At 72.7% G+C, this 25,323-nt stretch carries 25 protein-coding genes; 12 read left to right on the plus strand and 13 right to left on the minus strand.

The window, feature by feature from the left end:
• Positions 1-30 precede the first annotated feature (30 nt).
• Positions 31-585 carry a hypothetical protein gene (locus tag O7631_RS13365; protein ID WP_278144505.1) on the minus strand — a complete coding sequence of 185 codons (555 nt, stop codon included), beginning with the start codon at positions 583-585 and terminating at the stop codon, positions 31-33.
• 89 nt (positions 586-674) lie between these two features.
• Here O7631_RS13365 and O7631_RS13370 point away from each other — a divergent pair, with 89 nt between their 5' ends.
• The 9 genes from O7631_RS13370 (at position 675) to O7631_RS13410 (ending at position 10,560) form a co-directional block, all read left to right on the plus strand.
• Positions 675-1,304, plus strand: coding sequence for a hypothetical protein (locus O7631_RS13370; protein WP_278144506.1), 630 nt, complete (start codon positions 675-677; stop codon positions 1,302-1,304).
• Entirely contained in the window at positions 1,301-1,945 is a 645-nt protein-coding gene (locus O7631_RS13375; RefSeq protein ID WP_278144507.1) for a YdeI/OmpD-associated family protein, read from the plus strand. Before O7631_RS13370 ends, O7631_RS13375 begins: the two co-directional genes overlap by 4 nt.
• A gap of 76 nt (positions 1,946-2,021) precedes the next feature.
• The gene (locus tag O7631_RS13380) at positions 2,022-2,456 is read left to right on the plus strand and encodes a DUF2975 domain-containing protein (RefSeq protein ID WP_278144508.1); all 435 of its coding nucleotides are present in this window, start codon (positions 2,022-2,024) and stop codon (positions 2,454-2,456) included.
• Positions 2,456-2,671 (plus strand): helix-turn-helix transcriptional regulator, encoded by a 216-nt coding sequence (locus O7631_RS13385; protein ID WP_030488645.1) that lies wholly within the window; start codon positions 2,456-2,458, stop codon positions 2,669-2,671. Before O7631_RS13380 ends, O7631_RS13385 begins: the two co-directional genes overlap by 1 nt.
• Positions 2,668-2,832, plus strand: coding sequence for a hypothetical protein (locus tag O7631_RS13390; RefSeq protein ID WP_278144509.1), 165 nt, complete (start codon positions 2,668-2,670; stop codon positions 2,830-2,832). The genes O7631_RS13385 and O7631_RS13390 overlap by 4 nt, the downstream gene beginning before the upstream one ends.
• A gap of 106 nt (positions 2,833-2,938) precedes the next feature.
• Positions 2,939-6,121 (plus strand): ABC transporter permease, encoded by a 3,183-nt coding sequence (locus tag O7631_RS13395; protein WP_278144510.1) that lies wholly within the window; start codon positions 2,939-2,941, stop codon positions 6,119-6,121.
• Complete coding sequence (locus O7631_RS13400) at positions 6,118-8,826, plus strand: ABC transporter permease (RefSeq protein WP_278144511.1); 2,709 nt, start codon at positions 6,118-6,120, stop codon at positions 8,824-8,826. Before O7631_RS13395 ends, O7631_RS13400 begins: the two co-directional genes overlap by 4 nt.
• 1 nt (position 8,827) lies before the next feature.
• Complete coding sequence (locus O7631_RS13405) at positions 8,828-9,823, plus strand: ABC transporter ATP-binding protein (protein ID WP_278144512.1); 996 nt, start codon at positions 8,828-8,830, stop codon at positions 9,821-9,823.
• Positions 9,824-9,840: 17 nt separating this feature from the next.
• Entirely contained in the window at positions 9,841-10,560 is a 720-nt protein-coding gene (locus tag O7631_RS13410; protein ID WP_278147928.1) for an ABC transporter ATP-binding protein, read from the plus strand.
• A 501-nt stretch (positions 10,561-11,061) separates the two neighbouring features.
• On the opposite strand, the gene O7631_RS13415 is transcribed toward O7631_RS13410, so the two are convergent.
• From O7631_RS13415 to O7631_RS13430, 4 genes are all read right to left on the minus strand, one after another.
• Positions 11,062-11,544, minus strand: coding sequence for a hypothetical protein (locus O7631_RS13415; RefSeq protein WP_278144513.1), 483 nt, complete (start codon positions 11,542-11,544; stop codon positions 11,062-11,064).
• A gap of 63 nt (positions 11,545-11,607) precedes the next feature.
• A complete protein-coding gene (locus O7631_RS13420; RefSeq protein WP_278144514.1) occupies positions 11,608-12,060 on the minus strand; it encodes a GNAT family N-acetyltransferase in 453 nt (150 codons plus the stop codon).
• A gap of 22 nt (positions 12,061-12,082) precedes the next feature.
• Positions 12,083-13,654, minus strand: a complete 1,572-nt coding sequence (locus tag O7631_RS13425) for an alpha/beta hydrolase (protein ID WP_278147929.1) — start codon at positions 13,652-13,654, stop codon at positions 12,083-12,085.
• A 58-nt stretch (positions 13,655-13,712) separates the two neighbouring features.
• Entirely contained in the window at positions 13,713-14,828 is a 1,116-nt protein-coding gene (locus tag O7631_RS13430) for an ATP-dependent DNA ligase (RefSeq protein ID WP_278144516.1), read from the minus strand.
• 136 nt (positions 14,829-14,964) lie between these two features.
• Between O7631_RS13430 and O7631_RS13435 the strand changes: the two genes are divergently transcribed.
• From O7631_RS13435 to O7631_RS13445, 3 genes are all read left to right on the plus strand, one after another.
• The gene (locus tag O7631_RS13435; protein ID WP_099851492.1) at positions 14,965-15,177 is read left to right on the plus strand and encodes a hypothetical protein; all 213 of its coding nucleotides are present in this window, start codon (positions 14,965-14,967) and stop codon (positions 15,175-15,177) included.
• Between the two features lie 131 nt (positions 15,178-15,308).
• Complete coding sequence (locus tag O7631_RS13440; protein ID WP_278144517.1) at positions 15,309-15,731, plus strand: SRPBCC family protein; 423 nt, start codon at positions 15,309-15,311, stop codon at positions 15,729-15,731.
• Positions 15,732-15,802: 71 nt separating this feature from the next.
• Entirely contained in the window at positions 15,803-16,306 is a 504-nt protein-coding gene (locus tag O7631_RS13445) for a DUF1990 domain-containing protein (protein ID WP_278144518.1), read from the plus strand.
• 30 nt (positions 16,307-16,336) lie between these two features.
• Here O7631_RS13445 and O7631_RS13450 read toward each other — a convergent pair whose 3' ends face one another.
• The 8 genes from O7631_RS13450 to O7631_RS13485 all read right to left on the minus strand — a co-directional run bounded on the left by O7631_RS13450 (position 16,337) and on the right by O7631_RS13485 (position 25,313).
• A complete protein-coding gene (locus tag O7631_RS13450) occupies positions 16,337-17,257 on the minus strand; it encodes a DNA-3-methyladenine glycosylase 2 family protein (RefSeq protein WP_278144519.1) in 921 nt (306 codons plus the stop codon).
• 126 nt (positions 17,258-17,383) lie between these two features.
• Positions 17,384-18,031, minus strand: coding sequence for a hypothetical protein (locus O7631_RS13455; RefSeq protein ID WP_278144520.1), 648 nt, complete (start codon positions 18,029-18,031; stop codon positions 17,384-17,386).
• A gap of 203 nt (positions 18,032-18,234) precedes the next feature.
• Positions 18,235-19,017 carry a zf-HC2 domain-containing protein gene (locus O7631_RS13460; RefSeq protein WP_278144521.1) on the minus strand — a complete coding sequence of 261 codons (783 nt, stop codon included), beginning with the start codon at positions 19,015-19,017 and terminating at the stop codon, positions 18,235-18,237.
• Positions 19,014-19,706, minus strand: a complete 693-nt coding sequence (locus O7631_RS13465; RefSeq protein ID WP_088990817.1) for a sigma-70 family RNA polymerase sigma factor — start codon at positions 19,704-19,706, stop codon at positions 19,014-19,016. The genes O7631_RS13460 and O7631_RS13465 overlap by 4 nt, the downstream gene beginning before the upstream one ends.
• 145 nt (positions 19,707-19,851) lie before the next feature.
• Complete coding sequence (locus O7631_RS13470; RefSeq protein WP_278144522.1) at positions 19,852-20,709, minus strand: fused MFS/spermidine synthase; 858 nt, start codon at positions 20,707-20,709, stop codon at positions 19,852-19,854.
• 16 nt (positions 20,710-20,725) lie between these two features.
• Entirely contained in the window at positions 20,726-21,694 is a 969-nt protein-coding gene (locus O7631_RS13475) for a hypothetical protein (protein WP_278144523.1), read from the minus strand.
• Positions 21,691-24,165: an SMC family ATPase gene (locus O7631_RS13480; protein ID WP_278144524.1), complete on the minus strand. Its 2,475-nt coding sequence runs from the start codon at positions 24,163-24,165 to the stop codon at positions 21,691-21,693. The genes O7631_RS13475 and O7631_RS13480 overlap by 4 nt, the downstream gene beginning before the upstream one ends.
• Complete coding sequence (locus O7631_RS13485; RefSeq protein ID WP_088990813.1) at positions 24,165-25,313, minus strand: exonuclease SbcCD subunit D; 1,149 nt, start codon at positions 25,311-25,313, stop codon at positions 24,165-24,167. Before O7631_RS13485 ends, O7631_RS13480 begins: the two co-directional genes overlap by 1 nt.
• Positions 25,314-25,323: the final 10 nt, after the last annotated feature.

Genomic DNA, 25,323 nt, shown 5'->3' on the forward strand with positions numbered 1-25,323 from the left:
GCCGCCACGAACAGGGTGCGGTACGCCGGGTCACTGCGTCATCAGGCGGTAGACGATCGCCCCCGAGAAGAGCGCGAACAGGGCGAGCGCCACCCACCAGTCGGGGAGACGGCTGCGCGAGCGAGGCGGGCCGTCGGCGGTCTGCCGCTCGTCGGCGATCGCGCCGAGGCGGTCGACCAGGTGCTGACCTCTCGATCCTCGGGTGCCCAGCAGCGAGTCGGACAGACCCCACACACGGACGCGCTCCCCGGAGGCCACTGTGATGCGGACCGAGAGCAGATCGCGGTCGATCGACGCCACGTCGCGGTAGGCGATGCGCTCGTCGCTCAGCGGGTTGACCACCTCGAAGTGATCGCGCCGGGCCATCAGCCGCACGCGGAAACCCATCCGGAAACAGAGCCAGCCCAGGATCGCGAAGAAGGCCGCCGCTCCGACGTCGAACGGCAACCCGGCCAGGCTCGGCCCGGACATCTCCCTCGGCAGGGCCACCACCAGGAACAGCAGGAGCAGCCGTCCGATCCAACGATCGGTGCTGTCGGAGAAGACCAGGTCCCTGCATTTGCGCCCGATCGGGTCGACGGTCACGCGCAGCCTCCTCCCGTCGCCGTGGTGGCCGGCCTGGATGTGTCCTTCGGGCCCGCCAATGTGGATCATCCCGTACTACTGTCTGCCGCATGGCCTTGCGACCGGACGAGTTCTACGACCACGCGCTCGCTGCCGCCGACGGCGAGCAGCGGCTTCCGTTGGCACGGATGACGGGTTGGGACATCAGCCCGTTCGAGGCGGACGGGCTTCGGGTGTCGCCGTTGCGGCCGCCGGTGCTGCCGGAACCGGCCCGGCACGGCGAAGACCCGTCGGACTGCGATGCCTGCCGCAACCGGAACGAGGGGATCTGGTTCAACGAGCGCTGGCGGCTGATCCGGATCAAGGGCGTCGGCGTCCCGCTGGTGCTCATGCTGATGCCGCTCGAGCACCACGACATGGAGGATCTGCCCGACGAACTGGCCGCCGAGCTGGGGTTGTTGAGCACCCGCATCGCTCGGCACGTGCAGGCGCTGCCGCACATCTCGCGGGCCCACGTCTACCGCTTCGGTGACGGCGGCGCGCACCTGCACATCTGGTTCTTCGCCCGGCCGGAGGGGCAGGCCCAGTTGTTCGGGTCGTGGCTGGTCGCCTGGGACGACCTGCTGCCGGAGTACCCGTCGGACGTGGCCGACGCCGACGCCGACGCGGTGGCGGACGCGTTGGTCGCGTCGCACGGTGGCCGCCGGCTGTCGGACCCGGGGGATAGCCTGCCGGCATGACGAGCGCCGAGCTGGCTGAGTTGGTCGTGGCGGATGCCGACGGGTTGCGCACCTGGTTGTCGGCCAACCACACCTCGTCGCCCGGGGTCTGGTTGGCCCTGACCAAGAAGGGCGGCACGGTCACGTCGTTGACCTGGCAGCAGGCGGTCGACGAGGGCCTGTGCTTCGGCTGGATCGACGGGCAGGCCCGCAAGCGGGACGAGGGGTCCTCGTGGATCCGGTTCACCCCGCGCCGGCCGCGCAGCTCCTGGTCGCAACGCAACGTGGCGAACGTGGCCCGGCTGGAGGAGCAGGGGCGGATGACACCGGCGGGGCGTGCCGCCGTGGAGGCGGCGAAGGCGGACGGTCGGTGGGAGGCGGCCTACGCCCCGCCGTCGGAGGCGGAGGTGCCGGCCGACCTCCTCGCCGCCATCGCCGCCGAGCCCGCCGCGCAGGCGATGCTCGACGTGCTCACCAAGGCCAACCGGTTCGCCCTCATCCACCGCCTCAACGCGGTGAAGCGGGTGGAGACCCGCGAGCGGAAGATCGTGGAGTTCGTTGCCATGCTGGCCCGGCACGAGACGTTCTACCCGCAGAAAGCGAAACCGTCGCCGGCGGATGACGTCGTCGCGTCAGGGAGCGTCGGCGAACGAACCGATTGACTTTCGATAGGTAACGAGCGAAACTCGATGCATGGTTACAGAGCATCGAGCGGTAGCCGCTCTCAGAGTCTTTCTCGTGGTGCTGTTCGGGGTCCTGGTCGTGTTCCAGACCCTCTCGCTGCCCGGTCAGTTCGCGTACATGGCCGAACAGTCGCCGGAGGACGCACACCTGCGCTGGCCGGCGACCGCCGTGACGGTGTTCTGGGTGTTGTGCGTCCAGGTGGTCATCGTCGCGACGTGGCAGTTGCTCAGCCTGGTCAAGAACGACCGCATCTTCACCGAGGCGTCCCTCAAGTGGGTGGACGCCATCGTCTGGGCGATCGCCGCCGCCTGGGTGGTGCTCGTGGGGGTCTTCCTCTGGGTCGGCTTCAACGCGGACGACCCGGGATTGCCCCTCCTCCTGTTCCTCCTGACGGTGGGCGTCACCGTGCTGGGGCTCCTCATGGTGGTGATGCGTGCGCTGCTGCGGCAGGCCACCACCCTGCGGACCGACATGGAAGCGGTGATCTGATGCCCATCGTCGTCCGCATCGACGTCGAGTTGGCCAAGCGCAAGATGAGCGTCGGAGAGTTCGCCGAGCGCGTCGGGCTCACGCCGGCCAACGTGGCGGTGCTCAAGAACGGCCGCGCCAAGGCGGTCCGCTTCAGCACCCTGGAGGCGATGTGTCGGGTGCTCGAATGCCAGCCCGGAGACCTGCTCGAATGGGTGGAGGAGGAAACCCCATGAGGTACGCAATGACCGCCGTCGCGCTTGTCGGGGTGGCGCTCGGCATCGCCGCCGTCGTGCTCGGGGGGGCCGACGACTCCCCAGGCCTGCAGGGCATCGGCGTCGTGCTGGTGATCGGCTCTGTGGTGTTCGGCATCCGCACCGTTCGAAGCGGCAGGTAGCCGCCCGACCCTCCCGTAATAACGATCAAGTAACGGGCGCGAACCTTTCCCGGTGGGTGGCCTGTCTTGATGGTCGTCGGCCCGCCAGGGCCAGGGGAGGCGTCGGATGAAGCTGGTGTGGAGGCGGGCCCGCGAGGCGCGAGGGCTGCTGGTTGCCGCGGTGATCGCCGCCCTCGTCGCCGTCGCGTTGGTCACCGGGCTGTCTGACTACAACCGGCGGGCGGTGGACGCCGGGCAGCGGGCCCTCGTCGCCGCCTCGCCGGCCGAGGAGCGCGGGCTGCTGGTCAGTGGGTCCGGTGGACGTGACGCGGCGGAGTTCGCCAACCGGGACAGGGCGGTCCGCGCGGAGTTCGCCGACGGGCTCGCCGGTGCCCCGGTCACCGTCGCCGCCGGCAGGTACGGCACCGGCCGGGAGCTGACCGGCGACCTCGGGCAGGTTCCCCGCCCGGACGACGAGCCGGTCTTCGCGAACCTGGCCACGCTCGAGGACCTCGCCGCCCACGCGGAGTTGACCGCCGGCGCCTGGCCCCGCCCCGGCGCGAACCCCGTCGAGGTGAGCCTGCCGGAGCGGGTCGCCGGGACGCTCGGCCTCACCGTCGGCGAACGCATCCCGGTGCGCGACCGGGCCACCGAACGACGCGGTGAAATGGTGCTCGCCGGCACCTGGCGGCCCCGCGACCCGACCGACACGTACTGGCTGCTGGCCCCCGGAGTCGGAGCGGGCAGCGCCGGTTCCGGCACCTCGTACGGGCCGTTCACGCTCGACCCGGCTGACTTCGTCACCACGTTCCCGGGCTCGGTGTCGGCGTCCTGGCTGGCCCAACCGGACCTCGGTGCCGTCGACACCGCCGACCTCCCTGCCGTGCGGAAGGCCCTCACCGAGGCGACGACCGCGGTGCCCGAGGCAGCTCAGCTCGGCAGCTCCGCGCAGGTGGCGACGAAGATGGAGACGCTGCTGGACCGGATCGGCCGCGCCGACCTGGTGGGTCGTTCCTCGCTGGCCACCCCGTTGCTGCTGATCCTGGTGCTCGGTGGGTACGCGCTGGTGCTGGTAGCCGCGCTGCTGAACGAGGACCGCCGCCCGCAGACCGCGCTCCTGCGCGCCCGTGGCGCCGCCCGCCGGCAGCTGGCCGGCCTGGCGGCCCGGGAGGCGACCCTGGTGGTCGCCCCGGCCGCCGTCCTCGGTCCGCTGATCGCCGGTGAGGCGCTGCGGTACATCCGACCCGGCGGGTCAGCGTCCCTCTACACCGCCGGCGGCAACACCACACTCCTCTGGGCGGCAGCGGCGGCCACCGCGGCCGGCTGCCTCGTCGTCATGGTCCTCCCGACGCTGCGGGGCGCCGGCACGTACGTGGCCGACATGGCGTCCCGGTCCCGACCGAACCGGTCGGCGAGCGTCCAACGCGCCAGCGTCGACCTGGTGCTCGTGGCGCTCGCCGTCCTCGCCTGGGTGCAGCTCCGCCGGTACGCCTCGCCGCTGGCCGGATCTGGCGGCCAGCTCGGGCTCGACCCGCTGCTGGTCGCCGCCCCGACGCTCGGCGTACTGGCCGGTGCCGTGCTGGCGCTGCGGGTGCTCCCGCCACTCACCCGGTTCGCGGAGCGTTTCGTCGACCGACGTCCCTGGACGGCCACCATGTTCGGCATGTGGCAGGCCGGTCGGCGTCCGCACGCCGGCCCGGTCCTGCTGCTCGCCCTCGCCGTGGGTGGCAGCACCCTGGCCTGGTCACTGATCAGCACCGGCGAGCGGTCCCAGGTCGAGCAGGCCGGATACACGGTCGGCGCCGACGTCCGGATCACCGAACGGGCCGGTGTCGCCCCGCCGAACAGGGCCGCGCAGCTCGCCGCGCTGCCGAGCGTGGACCGGGTGCTGCCGGCCTGGCGGGACGAGGTGCGGGTCGGCCGGCAGAACCTGCCGGCGACAGTGATCGGTGTCGACCCGGCGAGCGCGCCCGGGACAGTCCGCCTCGCCGACCGCCTCGCCGACGGGCCGGTCTCGGAGCAGTACCAGCGGATGGTCGACGCGCGGGCAGCAGCCGGGGGCGTCGAGCTACCCGAAGGCACCCGCACGATCACCGGCACCGTCCGTACGCCGGTGGGTAACGCGTACGAACCGCACCAGATCGCGGTGGCGCTGCTGGTCACCAGCACGGAGGGCCTCGCCTTCCGGCTGCCGGCGGTCGCCGCCCCCAGCGACGGGCGGGCCACCCGCTTCACGGTCCAGCTACCCGACGTCGGGGGAGCACGGCTCCGGGTCGCCGGGTTCGAAGCCGACGGCGGGCGGGTGGCCGGCGACTCGTACGGGTTGCAGCTGACCGACCTGAAGGTGGTCGACGCGGCCGGTACGGCTCGTCCTGCCGAGCTCACCGGTGAGTGGGCGGCGACCTGGGCCCGTGGACCGCGCCTTCCGGTGACGGTGAGCGGCAGCGGATTCGTGGCCGCCCGTCCGGTGGAACGGCAGCCGGAGTGGGGGCGCATGGACCAGGAATCGACCCGGTTCGTGGTCGTGCCGGCCCCGAAGGCGGCCGTACCGGTGCTGATGACCCCCCAGGTACGCGAGGCGCTGAGCCTGCGCGTCGGCGACACCGTCGACCTCACGCTCTCCGGGGCGACGTTGCCGGTGCGCCTGATCGGTGAGCTGAGCGCCGTGCCGACCACCACCGCGGCCGGTGTTCTGCTGGACCTGCCCGCGGCGGTCGACACGCTGATCCGTACCGACGGGACGGTGCGACAGGTGCCGGAGTGGTGGATCGGGGCCACCGACCCGACGGCCGCCGCCCGGGCGGCCAGCGAACTGCCGGGCGTCACGGTGCTCAACCGGGAGGCGGTCATGGAGGCGGCCGCCGACGACCCGTACTGGCAGGGCTCGCGTACCGGCATGCTCGCCGCCGCGCTCGGCGCGGTGCTGCTCGCCCTCGTCGGCCTGATGGTGGACGTGTGGGCCACCGCCCGTCGGCGGCTCGGCGAGTTCGCGGTGCTGCACACCCTCGGCGCGACGCCCCGGCTGATGGCCCGGGCGCTGCTGGCCGAACAGACCTTCCTCGCCGGAATCGGCGTGGGAGTCGGGTTGCTCCTCGGTGCCGGGGTCGGCGCGACCATGGCCCCACTGGTCATCCTCACCCCGGCCGCCGGCCGACCGATTCCCCCGGCGACGTTCGTGTTGCCCTGGGTTCCGATCGGTCTGACCGCGGTCGGTCTGCTGCTGGCGGCGCTCGCCTTCAGCGCGTTCATCGCCACCGGCATCCGTCAGCGGGTGGCGGCGGTGCAGCTGCGAATCGGGGGAGAACGATGAGCGTCGGCGCGGCCGTCCGGCGGGTCCGGACGTACGGCGGGCAGTTCCTGCTCCTGGCGGTGCTGACCCTGGTGGTCACGCTGCTGATCAGCGGGGTGCCCCGACTGGTCAACCGTCTTGCCGAACAGGGGCTGCGGGCGCAGCTGGTCAGCGAACCGGCTGCCCGCCGGGACCTGTCGTACAGCACCGGGGTGGTCGACGCTCCCCCCACGGCGACGGTCATGGGCAAGGCCCGGGAACGGTTCGACGCCCTGGCCGCGACGATGCCGTCGCAGGTGCGTTCGACGGTGTCCGAGCGGTGGTACAGCGCGGACATCACGCCGGCCCGGATCGTCGGACCGGACCTCAAGGCCCGCAACCTGATGGTCGACCTGGGCCTACGGACCCTGCCCGACATCCAGAACGCCAGCACACTCGTCGACGGGGCGTGGCCGAGCGAGACGTACGTGCCGGACCGGCCCATCGAGGTGGCGCTCGACGTCGACGTGGCCCGCAAGCTCAACCTGCGGTCCGGCAGCCAACTGAGCATCGGCAACACCGACGACAAGGGCAGATTCCTCAACGGCACCCCGCTGGCGGTGTCCGGGCTGTTCCGCCCGGTCGATCGCGCGAACGGCATCTGGGACGGTCTGCCGCAGCTGCTCCAGATCATCGAACCGGTCGGGGACGGCCAGCCGTTCACCATCGTCGGCGTGGTCGCGCAGTCGACCCTCAACAAACGCGCCGCCGAGGGCTGGCCGGTCCAGTCGAACTGGCGGTACCGACCGGGCGTCGACCAGATCGACGCACAGAACCTGGACCAGATGATCGACGGTTTGCAGCAGATGCAGCGCGAGAAGCCGGCGGACCTCACGTTGACCCAGGGCATCGACGTTCCGTTGCGCGCGTTCGCCGCCCAGATCGACGCCGCCCGGACCCTGCTCGCGGTGATCGCGGCCGGCGTACTGGCCACCCTGGCGGGACTCATCGTGCTCGCCGCCAGCCTCGCCATCCGCCGGCGCCGCTCCGAGTTCGTGCTGCTGCGTGCCCGTGGTGGCGCGGCCACCGCCGGCGCCCGCCGCAGCCTCGCCGAATCGGTGCTGGTGGTGCCCATCGCCGCCGCGCTCGGCTGGTGGCTGGGCAGCCTGGTCCCCGGTGCCCCGGACCCGACCGCGCCGTACATCATCGGGGCGACAGTGCTCGTCACGCTCGCACTGCCGCTGGCGACGTTGGCCGTACCGGCCGGCGGGGCGTCCCGACGGGACCTGATCCGGGTACGCCCGTCGGCCCGTCGGCTCACCGTCGAGGTTTCCCTGCTGCTGCTCGCCGGACTCGGCGCGGTGCTGCTGCGCCGGCGTGGCCTCACCCTGGGTGAGGTGGACCCGCTGCTGGTGTCGGTGCCGGTGCTGCTCGCGATCGCCGCCGCGGTGCTCGCGCTGCGGGCGTACCCCTGGCCGTTGTTGCTGGTCAGCCGGCTTGCCGCGCGGACCAGGGGCAGCGTCGCCTTCCTCGGCACGGCGCGGGCCGGTCGCGCGGCGGTCGCCGCTCCGCTGGTCGTCGTGGTGCTGGCGATCGGCACGGCCGCGTTCTGCGCGGTCGTCGCCGCCGGAGTCGACGCGAGTCGGGACCGGGCCGCCGAGCGGATCGTGCCGGCCGACGCGGTGATCCGCGGCGAGCGCTTCGCCCCCGACACGATCGACGAGCTGGGTCGCCTGCCCGGGGTGCGGGCCGTCACCCGGGTCGTCTACCAGGAGGACGAGCGGCTGGCGTCCGACGAGGTCGGCACCGACGCGCGGCTCGCCCAGACGGACGTGCTGCTGGTCGACGGTTCGGGACTGGACACTGTGGCCCGCGAATCCCAGGTGGACCTGCCGGTGCCGGACGCGGTGCGCACCGCCCGACCCGGCCCGGGGCCACTGCCCGCGATCGTCTCACCGGCGGTCGCCGCCGACCTGGCCAAGGCCGGGCTGGGCGATTCCGCCTTCATCTCGGTGCAGGGGCAACGGTACGAGTTCCGGGTGGCCGGCACCGAGGACGATTTTCCGCTGGTCTCGGACAACGCCGACCGTTTCGTGATCCTGCCCTGGCAGGCACTTCCGGAGCGGATCACCACACCCGCGCCGTCCAGCCTGCTGATCGCCGGCGACTCGCTCGACGCGGAGGCGCTGCGCCGGGCTGGCGACCAGGGGCAGGAGCGCTATCAGCGCAACGGTGCCTTCAGCGGTCGGGACCGGCTGATCGGGGTCACCGTGAACACCAGGGCGGACGTCCGCCGGGATCTCGGTGACGGCGGGGCGAACGGCGTGCTGGCGTTCGGCTTCGTGGCCGGTGCCGTCGGCGGCAGTGTGCTCGGGCTGCTCGCCATCGCGTTCACGGTGCTCGCCGGAGCGCGCGCCCGGGGCCAGGTGCTGTCCCGGCTGCGGACCCTCGGCCTGTCCCGCCGACAGTGGCGAGGGCTGCTGCTGGTCGAGTTGGCCCCGCTGGTAGCGGTGTCGGTGCTGACCGGTGCGCTGGTCGGCGCGGTGCTGCCCCTGTTGCTCAACCCGGTGCTCGGCCTGTCCGCGTTCACCAGTGGTGTGCCGGTGCAGGTGGCCTTCGAGCCCAGCCTGGTCGCCGCGGTGCTCGCGCTCGGGGCGGTCGCCCTCGGCTTCGCGGTCGCCGTCGAGGCCCTGAACAACCGCCGGTTGCGCCTCGGAGAGGTGCTTCGGCTCGGAGAGGAGAGCTGAGATGACAGCTACCGCCCAGACTCCACTGGTGCCGGACCTGGCCGCCCTGCAACAACGGGCAGCGCTTCGCGCCGCCGAGCGGGCCGGCGGGCAGGACCGACTGCGTGGCCACATCGTCTGCGACGGCCTGGTGCGCATCTTCAAGACCGAGGGGGTGGAGGTGGTCGCCCTACAGGGGCTCGACCTGGTCATCGACCGGGGTGAGCTGGTGGCGATCGTCGGTGCGTCCGGCTCGGGCAAGTCGACCCTGCTGAACATCCTCTCCGGTCTGGACACACCGACCGCCGGCATCGCCCGGGTGGCCGACTACGACCTGCTCTCGCTGTCCGCCAAGCGTCGGCTGAGCTACCGGCGGGAGCTGGTCGGGTTCGTCTGGCAGCAGACCGGTCGGAACCTGTTGCCGTACCTCAACGCGCGGGAGAACGTCGAGCTGCCGATGGAGTTGGCCGGCAAGCTGGGCCGGAAGGCCCGCCGGCAGCGGGCTGCCGAACTGCTCGACATGGTCGGCGTGGGCTACTGCGCCGACCGGCGGCCGGGGCAGCTCAGCGGCGGCGAACAGCAGCGGGTCGCGGTGGCGGTGGCAGTGGCCAACGACCCGGAGGTGCTCTTCGCCGACGAGCCGACCGGCGAGTTGGACGAGGCGACCGGCGCGGACGTCTTCGGGGCGCTGCGCACCATCAACGCCGAGCTGGGCGTGACCATCGTGGTCGTCACCCACGACCACGCCGTGGCCACGCAGGTCCGCCGGACTGTCGCGATCCGCGACGGTCGGACGGCCTCCGAGGTACGCCGGACCGCCCGGATCGGCGCGGACGGCAACACCGAGCTGGTCAGCGAGGAGTACGCGGTGCTGGACCGCAACGGCCGGATGCAGCTACCGGCTGCGTTCGTCGACGCGCTCTCGCTGAAGGAACGGGTTCGGCTCGACCTGGAGCCGGACCATGTGCAGGTACGGCCCGGTGACCGGGCTTCGGAGGAGCGGGGGGCACGGGCATGAGCGGTCGGGACGTGGTGATGACCGGCGCGGGCGGCTTCGGTGGTGTGCCCTCGGAGCACCCCGGCGAGGTGGTCCGGGTCAGTGGGGTGAGCCGGACCTTCGGCCGGGGCGAACGCGCCGTGCACGCGGTGCGGGACGTCTCGTTCACGGCCAACCGCGGCGAGCTGGTCGCCGTCCGGGGCCGGTCCGGCGCCGGCAAGACCACCCTGCTGAACATGGTCGGCGGGCTGGACCGGCCGGACAGTGGTCAGGTGGTGGTGGCCGGGCACGACGTCACGGCGGCCGGTGAGGCGGAGCTGCTGCGACTGCGTCGAGGCACCGTCGGGTTCGTCTTCCAGACCTTCGGGCTGGTGCCGATCCTCTCCGCCGCCGAGAACGTGGGCGTGCCGTTGCGACTCGCGCAGGTGCCGGCCGCCGAGCGGGAGGAGCGCGTCGCGGTGCTGCTGGAGCTGGTCGGTCTGGGCGGACACGCGGCGCAACGCCCGTACGAACTGTCCGGCGGGCAGCAGCAGCGGGTCGCGGTGGCCCGCGCGTTGGCCAACGAGCCGGACCTGCTCATCGCCGACGAACCCACCGGTCAGCTCGACTCGGAGACGGGCCGGTCCATCATGGACCTCTTGCGCGCGGTAGTGCACGCCCGTGGCATGACGGCGCTGGTCGCCACGCACGACCCGGCCCTGATCGACCTGGCCGACCGGGTGCTCGTCCTGCGCGACGGCGGTTTGGTCGACGGCTGACCGCTGCGCCCTCAGTCCGCCGTCGCTCCCGGGCCGTGGGCCGTGGGCCGTCGGCTGCGGGCTTGGTCAGGGGCGGCTGTAGGGGTGTTCGCTTCCTGTAGAGCTGCCCCAGATATGGGCCGCTCGGTGGGCGGGTGGCGAATCGCCGGTGGGCGCTGCCGTAGGCGCGATTCGCTGCCCCACATCCGGGGCAGCTCTACAGGTACTCGAGGTGCGACGCCCGGCGCCCGAGGTGCGACGCCCGGCGCCCGAGGTGCGACGCCCGGCGCCCGAGGTGCGACGCCCGGCGCCCGAGGTGCGACCGTGTGGCGCGTCGTGCGATTGGGCGTTTCGACGGTCGTTGCGATCACGGATGGCCGGCGGTGGCTGATGGGCGGCGGGCCGGTGAGCGGCGTCGGCACAGCGGTTGGACGAGGCCGTCCTCAATCGGCCCATGCCTGAGCTGCAGGGTATCGGCGCGGATGCCGCGCTATATGTGGTTGTGCGGGTTGGTTGTGCGGGTTAATGGTCGGGTTCGGCGGCGGTGCTCAGCTTCTTGTCGTCGGGGAGGGCGCCGGCGAGCGGAATCAGCAGACAGCCCAGCAGGGCCAGCAGAGTGCCGACGCCCGGCCCGGTGCCGAGGAGTTCATCCTCGACGTAGGGGTCGTTGGCTTCGAAATACCAGAACACCCCCGTGAGGCTGCCGCAGGCGAGCACGTTGGAGACGAGCATGCCCAGGCTGGCCTGCCGCCACACCCAGCGGGCCGGACCGACGTTGGCCAGCGACAGCACCGCGAAAACGGTGGCGATCACCGCGAACGGCAGCGCCCAGCCGATCACCTCGGTGCCCGGGGTGACATCGGTCCGTCCCGGGTAGACGCTGCGCCAAGCGGGCAACCAGAACGACACGACGACCAACAGGACGCCGACCGCCAAGAGCGCTGAGCCAGTCAGTCGCCGTGGCGGGCGCGACGGTGCGGCGCCAGGCATCGTCGGCCTGCTCATGGCAACGACCGTAACCCGGTCGGGGCGACGCCCGCTGCCCCCGCCGGGCGGGCGTGACGGTGGTCAGAGCGCGAGCTTCATGCCCTCGTGGCTGGCCACGAAGCCCAGGCCCAGGTAGAAGCGGTGCGCGTCCGCGCGGGTCTTGTCGGTGGTGAGCTGCACCAGGGCGCAGCCCCGCTGCCGGGCCTGGTCGATCGCCCACGCCATCAGGCCGCGACCCAGCCCCTGGCCGCGACGGTCGGAGCGGATCCGGACCGACTCGATCAGCGACCGCTCGCTGCCGTGCCGGCCGAGCCCGGGGATGTAGGTGATCTGCAGGCAGCCGACCAGTTCACCGTGCTGTTCGGCCACGATGAGCTGGTTGCGCGGGTCCGCGGTGATGTCGGCGAACGCCTTCTCGTAGGCCTCGTCGACAGCGGTGAAGTCGCGGGCCTTGCCCAGGACGTCGTCGGCGAGCAAGGCGATGACGGCGGGCAGATCAGCCCGGCCCGCCTCCCGGAAGATCATCTCGGTCATGCCGGTGAGCTTGGCATACCGGTCACTTCGCCGGGCAGCGCAGCCCCTCCCGGGGGACGGTCAGGTCGAGCAGGTACGCGTCGACGGCGTTGGTGATGCAGGAGGTCTGCGGGTAGGCGGTGTGCCCCTCACCCTCCCAGGTGAGCACGCGGCCGACGCCCAGCATCGAGGCCAGGCGCGGGGTCTGCTCGTACGGCGTCGCCGGGTCGCCGGTGGTGCCGACCACCACGATCGGGGGTGCGCCGTTCGCCGTGCCGGTCGGGTACGGGTCACGCCCGCCCGGCCACTCGACGCAACTCAGCATGCCTACCGCCAGAGCCGGCCCGAACAGCGGATATTTCCCACGCCACTCCGACTGCAACTGCCGGATCTGCTCCCGGCTCGGCTTCTCCGTCTCGTCGGCGCAGTTGATGGCCAGGTTGGCGTCGAACAGGTTCGAGTAGTGGCCGTCGTCCTCCCGGCCGGCGTACGAGTCGGCGAGCCGGAACACGTCCTTCGGGTCGCCCTCGCCCAGCCGGTCGATCGCCTGGGCCAGCTCCTGCCAGCCGGACTCGGTGTAGAGCGACGAGATGACCGCGTAGAACACCCAACCGGCGGTGGCCTCCCGGCCGTCGCTCCCGCGTACCGGAGAGACCTTGGCCTTGTCGATGGCCGAGGTCACCGCGGCCCGCGCGTCCGGCGCGACCGGGCAGCGGCCGGCGTTCGCCGTGCACCAGCGGCTGAAGTTGGTGAAGGCCCGTTCGAAGCCGCGGGCCTGGCTCTCCGAACCCTCCACCAGCCGCTGCTGCGGGTCGACCGCGCCGTCGAGCACCAACGCCCGCACCCGCTGCGGATAGAGCTGGGCGTACGTGGCGCCGAGCAGGGTGCCGTACGAGTAACCGAGGTAGGTGAGCTTGTCGTCGCCCACCGCGGCGCGCACCGCGTCCATGTCGCGGGCGGCCTGCTCGGTGCCGTACAGCGGCAACTGGTCGCCGTACCGGTCGCCGCAGCCGCGCCCGATCCGCTGACTCAGACCGACGAAGTCGTCGAACGCCGCCTGGCTGGACGGGTCCGGGTCGAAGCCGAAGCTGGCGTCCAGGTCGGCGTCGGAGATGCACTTCACCGGGCTGGACCGGGAGACCCCGCGCGGGTCGAAGCCGACGATGTCGAAGCGGTCGGTGATCGAGGTGGGCAGCCCGCCGAACTGGGTGCCGAAGGACAGGTAGACGGCGGTGTCGACGCCGGACCCGCCCGGGCCGCCCGGGTTGACCACCAACGAGCCGACCCGGTCGCGCTGCTTGGTGGACCGGGCGCGCAGCAGGGCGATCTCGAAGGTCTGCCCGGCACCCGGGCCGGCGGTCGCCCCGGCGCCGGTGCCCCAGTCGCGTGGCACCGCGATGCGGGCGCACTCGTAGCGCATGTCCGGAGCGCCGCGCCCGACCAGCTCGTCGGGCACCTCAGGGCAGGGCCGCCAGGTGGGCGCGCTGCCGGTCGGCGCGGCTTCGCCCTGCACCTCGGTGCGCGGCGCGAACGCCGGCAGAGTGCAGCCGGCGGTGAGGAGCGCGGCGACGACGAAGGCGGCAAGGGTGCGCCGGGCCGGGCGACGAGACGCCATCCGAGAGCGGTCGGCGGTGCGGGTCACGTGATCCTCCGAGGTCGGGTCGACGGCCAGGCTACGCCGAGCCGGTGGCGGCCCGGTCCACGGTGGCCGTCGGATCGCCGCGTAGCACCTGGTCCACATCGAAGCGGACCGGGCGGTCGAGCTGGTCGTAGCGGCAGGATCGGGGATCGCGGTCCGGGCGCCAGCGGACGAACTGGGCGGTGTGCCGGAACCGCTCGCCCTCCATCGCGTCGTAGCCCACCTCGACCACCAGCTCCGGGCGCACCGGCTCCCACTCCAGGTTCTTCGTGCCGGTCCACCGGCTCACGCCACCCGGGATGCGTTGGCCGCGTTCGTGATCGCCGTGCACCCACGGGTGCTCGCCGTCGATGTCCCGGTAGGGCGCCAACTCGTCGAGCAACTCGGCCCGGCGGGCCATGCTGAACGACGCGCTGACCCCCACGTGATGCAGGACCCCGGAGTCGTCGTAGAGGCCGAGCAGCAGCGAGCCCACCACCGGGCCGGACTTGTGCCAGCGGAAACCGGCCACCACGGCGTCGGCGGTGCGGGCGTGCTTGACCTTGAACATGAGCCGTTTGCCCGGCTCGTACGGCAGGTCGGCCGGCTTGACGATCAACCCGTCCAGCCCGGCGCCCTCGAAGACGTCGAACCACCGACGGGCAGTGTCCGGATCGGTGGTGACCTGGGTGACGTGCACCGGCGGCCGCACCCCGGCCAGCGCCTCGACCAAGCGCTCCCGGCGGCGCGGGTAGGGCTGGTCGAGCAGCGCCTCGTCACCGATCGCCAACAGGTCGAACGCCACGAAGTCGGCCGGAGTGGTCTCGGCCAGCATCTTGACCCGGGACGCGGCCGGGTGCACGCGCTGCGCCAGCAGTTCGAAATCCAGCCGGGGCTGACCGCTCGGCCCGTCGCGCCGGATCACGATCAGCTCACCGTCGACAGCGCACCGCTCGGGCAGCTGCCGTCGGGCCTGCTCGACCACCTCGGGGAAGTAACGGGTCATCGACTTGCCGCCCCGGCTGGCCAGCTCGACCTCGTCGCCGTCGCGGAACACGATGCACCGGAAACCGTCCCACTTGGGCTCATAGGTCACCCCGGGCGTGGTGGGCAGCTTGGGAACGCTCTTGGCCAGCATCGGCTCGACCGGAGGGTTGATCGGCAGGTCCACGGCGACCAGTCAATCAGACGGTACCGACAGCCGTGAGGCAGATCACCGTGGGTCGCGGGGTGGCGTGTCCGCCGTTGCGCCTCCTCGTCCTGCCCGACCGAATCGAATAACCGCAGGTCAGAGCTACTTTCGCGTGGTGTCCGAGTGGGTCTGTGACTGCTGCGGGCGGTGGCGGGTGAGCGTCGAGCTGATCCGGGGCCGCTACCGCTACCGACTGACCCGCCGTTACCCGGAGCGGTTCGGCGGCGGACGCAACGTGCTCGGCGAGGTCGGTTCGGTGCCGGAGCTGGAGGAACTGCTGCGTCGGCGTACCCCGTTGAGCCTGGCCGACCTGCGCGAAGCCGCCTGACCCCACCCGCCGGTGGTCCGACGGCCTGGCGGATGACCGACCACCCGACGGATTCCGGCGTCACGATCCACCCGGCAGCCTCGTCTGCATGCGGGGCGGGCGCCGGGCGGCGCCGCCGGGGAGGGGACGCGATGCGGTTCGAGGCCGATACGGAGATCGACGCCGACGTCGAACAGGTCTGGGCGGTGCTCGTCGACGTGCCACGCTGGCCGGAGTGGACGGCCTCGGTGTCCCGCGCCGAGCGTGGTGAGCCGGGACCGCTCGCCGTCGGCGCGACCGCACGACTGACGCAGCCGAAGCTGCGGCCGGCGGTGTGGCGGGTCACCGAGCTGACCGAGCGGCAGGGGTTCGTCTGGGTCTCCGACACGGCGGGCGTGCGGACCACGGCGGAGCACCGGCTGGTGCCGCTGCCCGACGGGCGCACCCGCGTCGAACTCGCCTTCGACCAGTCCGGGCCGCTGGCCGGCCTGATCGGCTGGCTGTACGGCGGGATGCTCCGCCGCTACGTGCGGATGGAGGCCGACGGGCTCAGGCGTCGGAGCGAGCGGGGCTGACCGCCGCCGACCGGCGGCCCGGCCACGCCGACCGTACGCTGGCGGTGTCCGGTCGAGGTCGAGGGGGAGTGGTGGCCGAGCTGACGTACCCGCAGGTGGGAGCGACCCGGCACGGGCCACTGCCTGGCGGCTACCACCACCTGCGCTTCCGGTGCCCGTTGCCGGCCGGCTGCTTCGAGACCGCGGCGCACGCGGTGCTGAGCTGGCGGCTGCACCGCGCCGCCGGCGTCCGGATGCGTACCGACGCACCGCGAGCCACCGAGGGAGTGCTGGTGACCGCCGGTCTGGGCGTCGGCCCGGCCCGCCTCTGGGGGCCGTGCCGGGTGGTCTGGAGCGAGGACTCGGCCACGCTCGCCGGCTTCGGCTACGGCACGCTGCCCGGCCACCCGGAGCGGGGTGAGGAGGCGTTCGTGGTCGGCCGCGAGGACGACGGCACGGTCTGGTTCGAGGTACGCGCGTTCAGCGTGCCGGACCGGTGGTTCACCCGTGCCGGGGGTCCGGCCGTCCGGTTCGTGCAGCACACGTACGCGTGGTGGCTCGGCCGCACCCTGCGCCGCCTCTGCGCGGGCCGCTGACGCACCACGCCGGGACGCCCGGTGTCCGCCTCAGTAGCGGGCGAACGAGCGGATCGGCGCGCGGGGGCCGTACTTCGGGGCCTGGATGCCGGCGGCCTCCAGCAGCAGACACACCCGACCCCGGTGGCCCCGGAACGGCTCCAGCAGGGCCACCATCCGGGCGTCGTCGCCCCTCGGTTCCCCGGCGAGCGCCCAGGCGACAGTGTTCGGGATGTGGAAGTCGCCGACGCTCACCGCGTCCGGATCCCCGTACGCGATCCGGACCACCTCGGCGGCCGTCCACGGCCCGATGCCCGGGATGGCGGTCAGCCGACGGGTGGCGTCGGCGGCGTCGGCGCTGCGCTCCAACCGGTCGGCGAGCGCTGCGGCGCGCCGCAGCGTGTCCGCCCGGCGCTGCTCGACCCCGAACGGGTGGAACACCCAGTACGGGGTGGCGGCCACCGCGCCGGCCTCGGGTGGCAGGAGCAGCGGCTGCAACGGGCCCGGTGCCGGTTCCCGGAAGTGCCGCACGGTCGCCGAGTACGCCCGGTACGCCTCCTTGCCGGTGACCTTCTGCTCGAAGATCGCGCGCAGCAGCCGGGGAAAGACCTGCCCGGTCGTCGGCATCCGTAGCCCCCGGTGCTCGCGGGCCAGACGGGCGACCAGGGGATGCGCTGCGGCCAGTTCGGCGAAGCCGGTCAGGTCGTCACGAAGCCCGGCGATCGCGTCGGCGCGGTCCAGCACGTGCTCGGCGCCCGGCCCGTAGGCCTCCGCCAGCAACTCGCCACCGGCGGACCGCAGGGCGAGGGTCGCCGGGCCGTCGGGAGTGCGGGTGGCCCACCAGAAGGTGCCGGCGGCGACCCGGGCGCACGGGTCGTACGGGCTGAACGTGAGCGCACGGACCGAGGCTGCCAGCCGGTATCCGACCGGGGGGTGAAACACCCTGGTCGCGGCGGGTTCGGTAGCGGTCACCCGCCCACTCTGCCATGTGCCGGACGGGACGTCGGCACCACCGGTATGCCGACGTCCCGCGTACGACCGGTGGCCGGCCGCGCCCTCCCCGGCGACGACCGACCACCGTGACTCGTGGTGTGGGTTCTAGTACGAGTAGCCCGAACCCCCGGAGTCGCTCGCACCGCTGTCCGACGGCGGGGCGACCGGCTTCGGCGTGGAGGTGGGCAGGCAGCTCAGGTTCTTCTTGCCGTCCGGCTGGACCACGAACCAGGTGCCACCGACGGCCTGGCCCTTCCACTGGCCGGGCTTCTTGTCGCCGATGTAGCGGTAGACGGGCCAGCCGCCGATGGTCAGCTGCCGGGTGCCGTCCTGGCGGGTCACGCTGCTGACCTTGTCGTCGGAGACGCCGGTGAGCTGCGGGTTGCCGTCGGTCAGCGCCGGGGGCCACACCTCGGCGCACTTGTCGACGCAGTTCGACGACGGCGGGTCGGCGGTGTCCTTGTCGAAGCGGTAGAGGATCCAGCCGTCCTCGTCGGTGACCACCTTGCCCATCCGGGCGACGCTCTTGCCGGTCAACTTCTCGGTCAGTTCGACGTTCGCGGGCGGCGCGTCGGCGGCCGGCGCCTCCACGGACGCCGAGGCCTCCGGTACGACCGACGCGGTGGGCTCGGCCGCGGCGACGGCGACCGGCTCGACCGCGCTCGAGTTCGCGGGGTCGTAACCTGCGGGAGCGCAGGCCGTAAGTGCGACCATCGCGCTCGCGACGATGACGGACCGCTTCATCTGTGCCACGTGCCCTCCTCATTCTTGGCAGTTCACCCATAGGTACGGGATCTGGGCTGTCAAGGTTGAAGAAGTAACAGTGGTCAATTTCACGTTCTTTGATTGAACCGGATCGGAGGGAAATCCGTACGCACCTGCACGCAGGTGGTCCCACAACGACAGATCGGCACCGGTCATTGTGGAAATGACCGGTGCCGATACGGTACGCGAAACTACATGGGCACGGTGACCAGCGGACTCGCCACACCGTTGGCGTCGACCGACTGCACCTGGAGCTGCTTGATGTCAGCCACCACAGCAGACGTCGAGGCGCTCAACTCAAGACCCTGCGGGCGCGCGTTGGTGCCGTAGCCACCCTCCGGAACCGACCAGGTCGAAACCACCTCGGGGTCGGCGTTCTTGCGCACCACCACCAGCCGGCAGACACGCGGGCCGGGCAACTTCCGCAGGCTGAAATTGATGCGGGTGCCGTACTCCCGCTTCACCAGGAACACGGTCGTCTGGACACCCGTCGTCGGGTCGGTCGCGTCGACCTGGTCACCCTCCTCCTCGGTGCCACCCACACCCGGCCCACTCGGCGGAGCCGTCGGCCCACCCGTCTGCGGGTCGCTCGGCGCACTCGGCGTCGAATCGGCGAGCACCCCCGGCGCCGGATCGTTGTCCGTCACGCTGACGAACCCGTACCCGGTCAGACCGCCGAAGACCACCACCGCCGCGGCGGTCGCCAACATCTGACGGAACCGGGTACGCCGACGGTCGGCCCGCACCGCGCCCAACGTACGGTTCAACAGCGCCGGGTCGGTGGCGGTCTGCTCCATCGCCATCATCGTCTCGCCGTCGATGTCGGAGAGCAGCCCCACCACCGGAACCATCGTCTCCAACTCCGCCGCGCACGCCCAGCAGGTAGCGAGATGCTCCTCGAACCGCTCGGTATCCTGCTCGTCGAGCACACCGAGCGCGTACGCCGCGACGTCCATGTGGTCCGGCCGGCTCATTCTGTCACCCCCCGCTCCTGCAGAGCCGTACGCAGCGCGCGCAGCGCGTAGTAGACCCTCGACTTGGCCGTGCCGAGCGGCAGCCCCAACTCCTCGGCGGCCTCCGGCACCGTCCGCCCCCGGAAGTACGTCGAGATCAGGATCTCCCGGTGCGACTGACTGAGCGTACGCAGGGCGTCCGCCACCGTCATGGTGCGTAGTACCCGGTCGGTGCTGTCCGCCTCGGCGAACGCGGTGAGGTCCCGGTCGTACGTCTCCGGCGGCCGGGCCTCCTGGCTGCGGTGCTCGTCGATGGCGATCCGTCGGGCCACCGTGACGAGCCACGGTCGCAACGAGCCCTGCCCCTGGGTGCCCAGGCGGTGCGCGTTGCGCCACGCCCGCAGCAGCGTCTCCTGGACGATGTCCTCCGCGCGCTGCCGGTCCCCCCCGGTGAGACGCATGACGAACATCAGTAGTGGACCAGCATGCTCCGCGTAGAGCAGCTTGATCAGTTGGTCGGAATGGCTGGCCTCGGTTGTCGTCGCCTGATGGCGTCCGGGCGCCGGTCGCGGCGTCACCGGACCATTCTGGCGAGACGTCGCGCGCGCGTCGACCCCCCGGGCAGACGAGGTCGGCCGCGACGAGGACCGCGCCGACAACCAGTCAGCGCGTACCGCGTCGCCATGCCAGCCGGCCGCCACCGCATGCATGCAGACCTCCGGGGGTTTCCGTCACCAACGTCGGCCCACGAGGCGGGCCGCCCGGTGGTACGCACCGCCGCCCCGAACGGATCAACGAACCGCGGAAAAAATTCTGCGCCGCTGTCGGAGCGCGCGGTCAGCGCGCGGCAGGCGGTCAGCGGCGTACCGAGAACAGCCCCGGCGGAGGTGGATCGGAACCTGTCGCGTCGGCGTCCCGGACAACCTGAGCGCCGCCGGCGAAGCGGTCCAACTCGTCGCCGGCCACCACCCGACCCGGGAACCAGTCTCCTGCAGCGCGCCGGGTCAGCTCCGGCACCGGCGGTGTGGTCCGCCCGGCGACCAGCACCAGATTGCCGTACCGCCGGCCACGCAGCACCGCCGCGTCCCCCACCAGACAGGCCTGCGGCAGCACCGAACGGACCGTGGCGACCTGCCCCCGCGCGTGCCGCAGCGGAGGACCGTCGGCAAGGTTCGCCAGATACCAACCCGTGGGGCGGAGCACCCGGGCCACCTCCGCCGCGTACTCCACCGACGTGAGATGAGCAGGGGTACGCGCACCGGCGAACACGTCGGCGACCACTACGTCGAAGCTGGCATCCCGGGTGGAGGCCAGCACGTCCCGGGCGTCCTGCACCCGGACCCGCAGCCGCCCGTCGGACGGCCACGGCAACGCCCGGCGCACCAACTCCACCAGCGCACCGTCCACCTCGGACACCCGTTGGGTCGACCCCGGCCGGGTGGCGGACACGTACCGGGGCAGGGTCAGGGCCCCGCCACCCAGGTGCAGCACCCGCAACGGCTCACCGGCCGGCGCGATCAGATCCACCGCGGCGGCGAGCCGCCGGACGTACTCGAACTCCAGATGGGTGGGATCGGTCAGGTCCACATGCGACTGCGGTGCGCCGTCCAGTAACAGCGTCCACGAACCCGCCCGGTCCGGGTCCGGAACGAGTTCCGCCTGCCCGGTGTCCACCTGCTCGACCACGCGGTCAGCGGCCCGTTTACGTCCCATCGCGACAGGTGCCCGTCTACCGCGCCGCGCGGGCCGCGGCGGTCAACGCGCGCTGCAACAGCCGGGAGTCACCGAGCAGGGCGCGCAACCGCCGTTCCAGACCGGCGATCGGGATCAGGTTCTGCGGAGCCCGCGGATCCTTGTACGGCGTGGAGGCGAAACGCGGCAGGGTGACCAGCGACAGGTCGGCCAACTCGATAGCCGCCTCGACCGGCAGGTCGGCCGAACACTCCACCCGCACGATGCCCGCCCACGGCGCGCCGATCGCCACCGGCAGCCGCAAATACCACGACCAGCCACCCCAGGCGGTGCCGAGCCGGAACACCGGCGAACGCTCACCCGACGCCAGCCCGACCACCACCGCCGTCAGCCGAGCGTCGAGGTACTGGCTGTGCTGGGTCTTGATGTAACCCAACGTGCGCGGCAACTGCCGACGACTCCGCAACGGGCCGTCCACCACCAGCAGGTCACCGTCGACCCGTGCGGCGTCGGACACCGCCACCTCCAACGCCGTCAGCGGACCCTGCACCGCCGCCGGTAACTTGCCCAGCTCACCGGTGCCCCCCACCCGGTGCACCGGATAGCGGATCGCACCCGCCACCACGTCCTGCGCCGACGGGCTCGCGGTGAACAGACCCCGGCCGACCCGGGTACCGGCCAACTGCGCCGCCCCCCGACCCAGGTCGCACCGCACCACCCCGGCCGCGTAAGAGGCGGCCAGCCCGGGAAACGACCCGCCGTCCTCCTCCGCCGTCCAGATGCTCGCGTCGATCCGGCGAACCCCGTCGACCAGCAGCACCACGTCGGGCGCGCGGACCCCCTGGCGGACCCCGATCGCCCGCCAGTCCACTGCGGGCAGCTCCACGTCCGCGTCGACCTGCGCGCTGCTCGGCGCGGCAGGCCCGGCGGCGGACGCCTCGAACGACGCCCCGTACGCCGGATCCCACGAGTCGACGAAGAACGCGGCGTCGCCCCGCACGTTCACCGGCCCGTCCGCTCTATTCGCGACGAGCGCGCATCCTTACGCACCTCGAAGCGGACCGGAATCCGCTCGGCCAGCGCCGGCACGTGGGTGACCACACCGACCATCCGGTCGCCCCGCGCGGCCAGGTTCTCCAGGGTGGCGGCCACCGTGTCCAGGGTGGCCGCGTCGAGCGTGCCGAAGCCCTCGTCCAGGACGATCGACTCCAGACTCGCCGCCGTCGTCGACATCCCGGCGAGCTGCTCGGAGAGCGCCAACGCCAACGCCAACGACGCCTGGAACGTCTCACCGCCGGACAGGGTGCGGACGCCCCGGCGCAACCCCGCGTCGTGGTGGTCGACCACGAGGAACTCGCCCTTGTCGTGCACCAGCTCGTACTGGCCGGACGACAGCTCCCGCAGGATCCCCGACGCGCCGTCGACGAGCAGGTCCAACGCCTCCGCCAGCAACCAGCGCTCGAAGTTGTTGGCCCGCAGGTGCCCGGCCAGCGCACGGGCCACCTGCGCCTCGCGCTCGTGCACGGACCGCTGCTCGCGCAGCGCCCCGGCCTGCTCCCGCCGCTCGCGCAGCCGTCGCAGGTCGGCGTCGGCCCGCTCCACGGCGACCGTCGCGGCGTGCACCGGATCGTCACCGACCGGCACGTCGACGGCCGCGAACCGGTCGGCGATGTCGCGCTGCACGGCGCCGGCCACCGCCTCGGCCTCCGTCACCGCCGACGCCCGACCGGCCCGGTCGGCACGGCGGCGGTCCGCCTCCGAGGTCGCCCATCCCGTCAACGCGGCCCACGCGGCGGCAACGTCCTCCCGATCGGTTGCCGGCGGGCCGAACCGGGCCAACCCGTCGCGGGAGGTGTCGAAGGCCCGCCACGCCGCCCGCAACCGCTCCTCGGCGGTGTCCACCCCCGCCCGCGCCTGGCGCGCGGCCTCACGGCCGGCCCGAACCGCCGTCGCCGCCTCCTCCAACGCTCCCCGCAACCGGGCGTGCTCGGCCAACTCCCGGCGCAACACGGCCGGCTCCGCCGCGCCGTCGAGCTGACCGTCCAACTCGGCCAACCGGGCATCCACCTGCTCCTGCCGGGCCCGCGCCTGCACCAGCAGCCGCTCCAGGTCACGCGCTGCCGCGTCGCGCTGCTGCACCGTCGCCTGCGCCGCCTTGGTCGCGGCCCGCGCCGCCTTGCCCGCCGCCGTCGCGGCCGCCACCGCCGAATCGGCCGGCACGTCCGGCACCCGCGTCACCGGCTGCTCGCAGACCGGGCAGGGCGCGTCGGCGTGCAGGTGCACCCGCAAGCTGACCGCCAGATCGGTGGCCTTGGCCTCCTCGTGCGCCCGGAACGCCGCCTCCAACTCGGCGTCCGCCCGCTCGGCCGCCACCCGGGCCTCGGCCAGCGCGGCCACCGCCGCAACGTGCTCGTCGTTCGCCGCGCCCACCGCCGCGCGGACCGTGTCCGCCTCGCCGGACAACCGGTCCCGATCGTCGTACGCCCGCAGGAGCAGCCGCGCCGCGCTCTCGTCGCCGACGCCGGCCAGCTCCCCTCGCAGCTTCTCCTCCCGCTCCTCCGCCAACGACACGGCGGTCGCCGCCGCCTCGGCCTCCGCCCGCGCCGCGGTGACCGCGCGCGCCACCTCGGCCACCCCGCCCGGCGCGCGTACCCCGGTCAGCACCCGCAGCTCGTCGTCGAGGGCGGTCAGCGCCGCCGCCGCCTCCCGCGCCGCGGCCCGAGCGGCCGTCAGCTCCGGCACCGCCGCCGTCACCGCCGCCGCCAGCTCCGCCATCCGCTCGACCCGGGCCTCGGCCGCGGCCAACGCCTCGTCGTCCACGCCGGTGAGCCCGGCGAGCACCTGGTCGACCGCGTCGAGTTTGGCGTCCGCCTGCGTGGCCCGCGCCGTGGCCCGCTTCTGCACGTCCTCGTAGACGCCCAGGCCCAGCAGGTTGACCAGGATCTGCTGCCGCGTCGCCGGCTTCGCGTGCAGGAAATCGGCGAACTGCCCCTGCGGCAGCACCACGCAGCTGGTGAACTGCTCGTACGGCAGCCCCACCGCGTCCAGTACCGCCTGCTCCATCTCGGCGGGGGTGCCCGCCACCACCTCACCGAGGTCGTCCGGGCTCAGACCGGTGTCCAGTTTGGTGACGTCGAAGCCGGCCGGCATCAACTGCAACCCGGCGTTCGCGGTCTTGACGTTGCCCCTGCCGTCCCGGCGGACCACCCGGGTCGCGACGTAACGGGCCCCACCGGACTCGAAGACCAACCGCACCCGCGCCTCGGTCGCCGACGGCGCGAGGGCGTTGGCCAACCCCCGTGCGCCACCCCAGCGGGGCACCATGCCGTAGAGCGCGAAGCAGATCGCGTCCAGCACCGTGGACTTGCCCGAACCGGTCGGGCCGATCAGGGCGAAGAAGTCGGCGTCCGTGAAGTCGACTGTCGTCTCGTCCCGGAAGACCGTGAAGCCGGCCATGTCCAAGCGCATCGGACGCATCAGTGCTCGACCTCCTCGAAGAGTTCGTCGAAGAGTTCCTGGACGCCCTCGTCGGCGTGACCACGGCTGTCCAGATAGTCGGCGAACAACTCCCGGGGCGAACGCCCCGACCGCTGGGCGATGCGGGCGCCGCTGCCCGGCGCGGCCAACAGCTCCGGGTCGATCCGGATCTCCAGCGCCCGGGGCAGCAACTCCTGCACCTCCTCGCGCAGGCCGGCGCGGGGTTGCTCCCGCACGTACACCCGCAGCCAGGCGTCCGGCGCCTCGATCTCGGCGAGTTGGGCCAGGGTGCCCCGCACCGTCCGCAGCGCGCTCGCCGCGGTCACCGGCACCTCCCGCACCCGGGCGGCGGTGCTGGCCGTCACCTCGACGATCGTCACCGACGGGACGTTCTCCTGCTCGCCGAAGTCGACAGCGAGCGGGCTGCCGCTGTAGCGCACCGGGCAGGGGCCGATCACCCGCTGCGCCCGGTGCAGGTGGCCCAATGCCACGTAGTGCGCGGTCGCCGGGAAGACGGTGGCCGGCACGGCGTAGCCCAGCACCGTGTGCGCGTCGCGTTCGCCGCCACCGGTGGACGCGCCCGTCACCGTCAGGTGCGCGGTGACCAGGTGCACCCGGTCCGGTTCGGTGAAACCCTCGGTCAGTCGCCCCAGCACCCGGCCCAGGTGGTCGGCGTACGTCTGGTTGGTCTCCGCAGCGGTCAGCTCGTACATCTCCAGCGCGCGCACCGCGTACCGCTGGGACAGGAACGGCAGCGCGGCCAGCCGCCACCGCTCGCCGCCGGCGGTGGTGCCGTCGATGACGTGCTCGTCCGGGTTTTCCCGCACCCCGCCGCGCAGCGTGATGCCGGCGGCCTCGGCCCACGGGCGCAGTGCGTCCAACGCGGGCCCGTTGTCGTGGTTGCCACCGATCGCCACCACGTCCGCGCCGGTGCGGCGTAGCGCCGTCAACGCCCGGGTGACCAGCCGGGTCGCCTCCGAGGTGGGCGCGGCGGTGTCGTAGAGGTCACCGGCGACGATCACCAGATCCGGCTGCTCGGCACGGGCGATGTCGATCACCCCGGCCAGCACGGCCTTGTGCTCCTCGGCCCGGGACTGCCCCTTGAGCACCTTTCCCACGTGCCAGTCGGAGGTGTGCAGGATCTTCATGGGTGTGCCG

Source organism: Micromonospora sp. WMMD967 (assembly GCF_029626165.1).
Lineage (GTDB): Bacteria > Actinomycetota > Actinomycetes > Mycobacteriales > Micromonosporaceae > Micromonospora > Micromonospora taraxaci.

Excerpts from the sequence above, each read along its gene's own strand:
- O7631_RS13375 (WP_278144507.1), top strand. The coding sequence starts at position 1,301 with ATGACGAGCGCCGAGCTGGCTGAGTTGGTCGTGGCGGATGCCGACGGG.
- O7631_RS13415 (WP_278144513.1), bottom strand. The coding sequence starts at position 11,544 with ATGAGCAGGCCGACGATGCCTGGCGCCGCACCGTCGCGCCCGCCACGG.
- O7631_RS13405 (WP_278144512.1), top strand. The coding sequence starts at position 8,828 with ATGACAGCTACCGCCCAGACTCCACTGGTGCCGGACCTGGCCGCCCTG.
- O7631_RS13480 (WP_278144524.1), bottom strand. The coding sequence starts at position 24,165 with ATGCGTCCGATGCGCTTGGACATGGCCGGCTTCACGGTCTTCCGGGAC.
- O7631_RS13420 (WP_278144514.1), bottom strand. The coding sequence starts at position 12,060 with ATGACCGAGATGATCTTCCGGGAGGCGGGCCGGGCTGATCTGCCCGCC.
- O7631_RS13485 (WP_088990813.1), bottom strand. The coding sequence starts at position 25,313 with ATGAAGATCCTGCACACCTCCGACTGGCACGTGGGAAAGGTGCTCAAG.
- O7631_RS13460 (WP_278144521.1), bottom strand. The coding sequence starts at position 19,017 with ATGAGCCGGCCGGACCACATGGACGTCGCGGCGTACGCGCTCGGTGTG.
- O7631_RS13440 (WP_278144517.1), top strand. The coding sequence starts at position 15,309 with ATGCGGTTCGAGGCCGATACGGAGATCGACGCCGACGTCGAACAGGTC.
- O7631_RS13400 (WP_278144511.1), top strand. The coding sequence starts at position 6,118 with ATGAGCGTCGGCGCGGCCGTCCGGCGGGTCCGGACGTACGGCGGGCAG.
- O7631_RS13465 (WP_088990817.1), bottom strand. The coding sequence starts at position 19,706 with ATGCATGCGGTGGCGGCCGGCTGGCATGGCGACGCGGTACGCGCTGAC.
- O7631_RS13410 (WP_278147928.1), top strand. The coding sequence starts at position 9,841 with ATGACCGGCGCGGGCGGCTTCGGTGGTGTGCCCTCGGAGCACCCCGGC.
- O7631_RS13370 (WP_278144506.1), top strand. The coding sequence starts at position 675 with ATGGCCTTGCGACCGGACGAGTTCTACGACCACGCGCTCGCTGCCGCC.
- O7631_RS13470 (WP_278144522.1), bottom strand. The coding sequence starts at position 20,709 with ATGGGACGTAAACGGGCCGCTGACCGCGTGGTCGAGCAGGTGGACACC.
- O7631_RS13425 (WP_278147929.1), bottom strand. The coding sequence starts at position 13,654 with ATGGCGTCTCGTCGCCCGGCCCGGCGCACCCTTGCCGCCTTCGTCGTC.
- O7631_RS13395 (WP_278144510.1), top strand. The coding sequence starts at position 2,939 with ATGAAGCTGGTGTGGAGGCGGGCCCGCGAGGCGCGAGGGCTGCTGGTT.
- O7631_RS13385 (WP_030488645.1), top strand. The coding sequence starts at position 2,456 with ATGCCCATCGTCGTCCGCATCGACGTCGAGTTGGCCAAGCGCAAGATG.
- O7631_RS13390 (WP_278144509.1), top strand. The coding sequence starts at position 2,668 with ATGAGGTACGCAATGACCGCCGTCGCGCTTGTCGGGGTGGCGCTCGGC.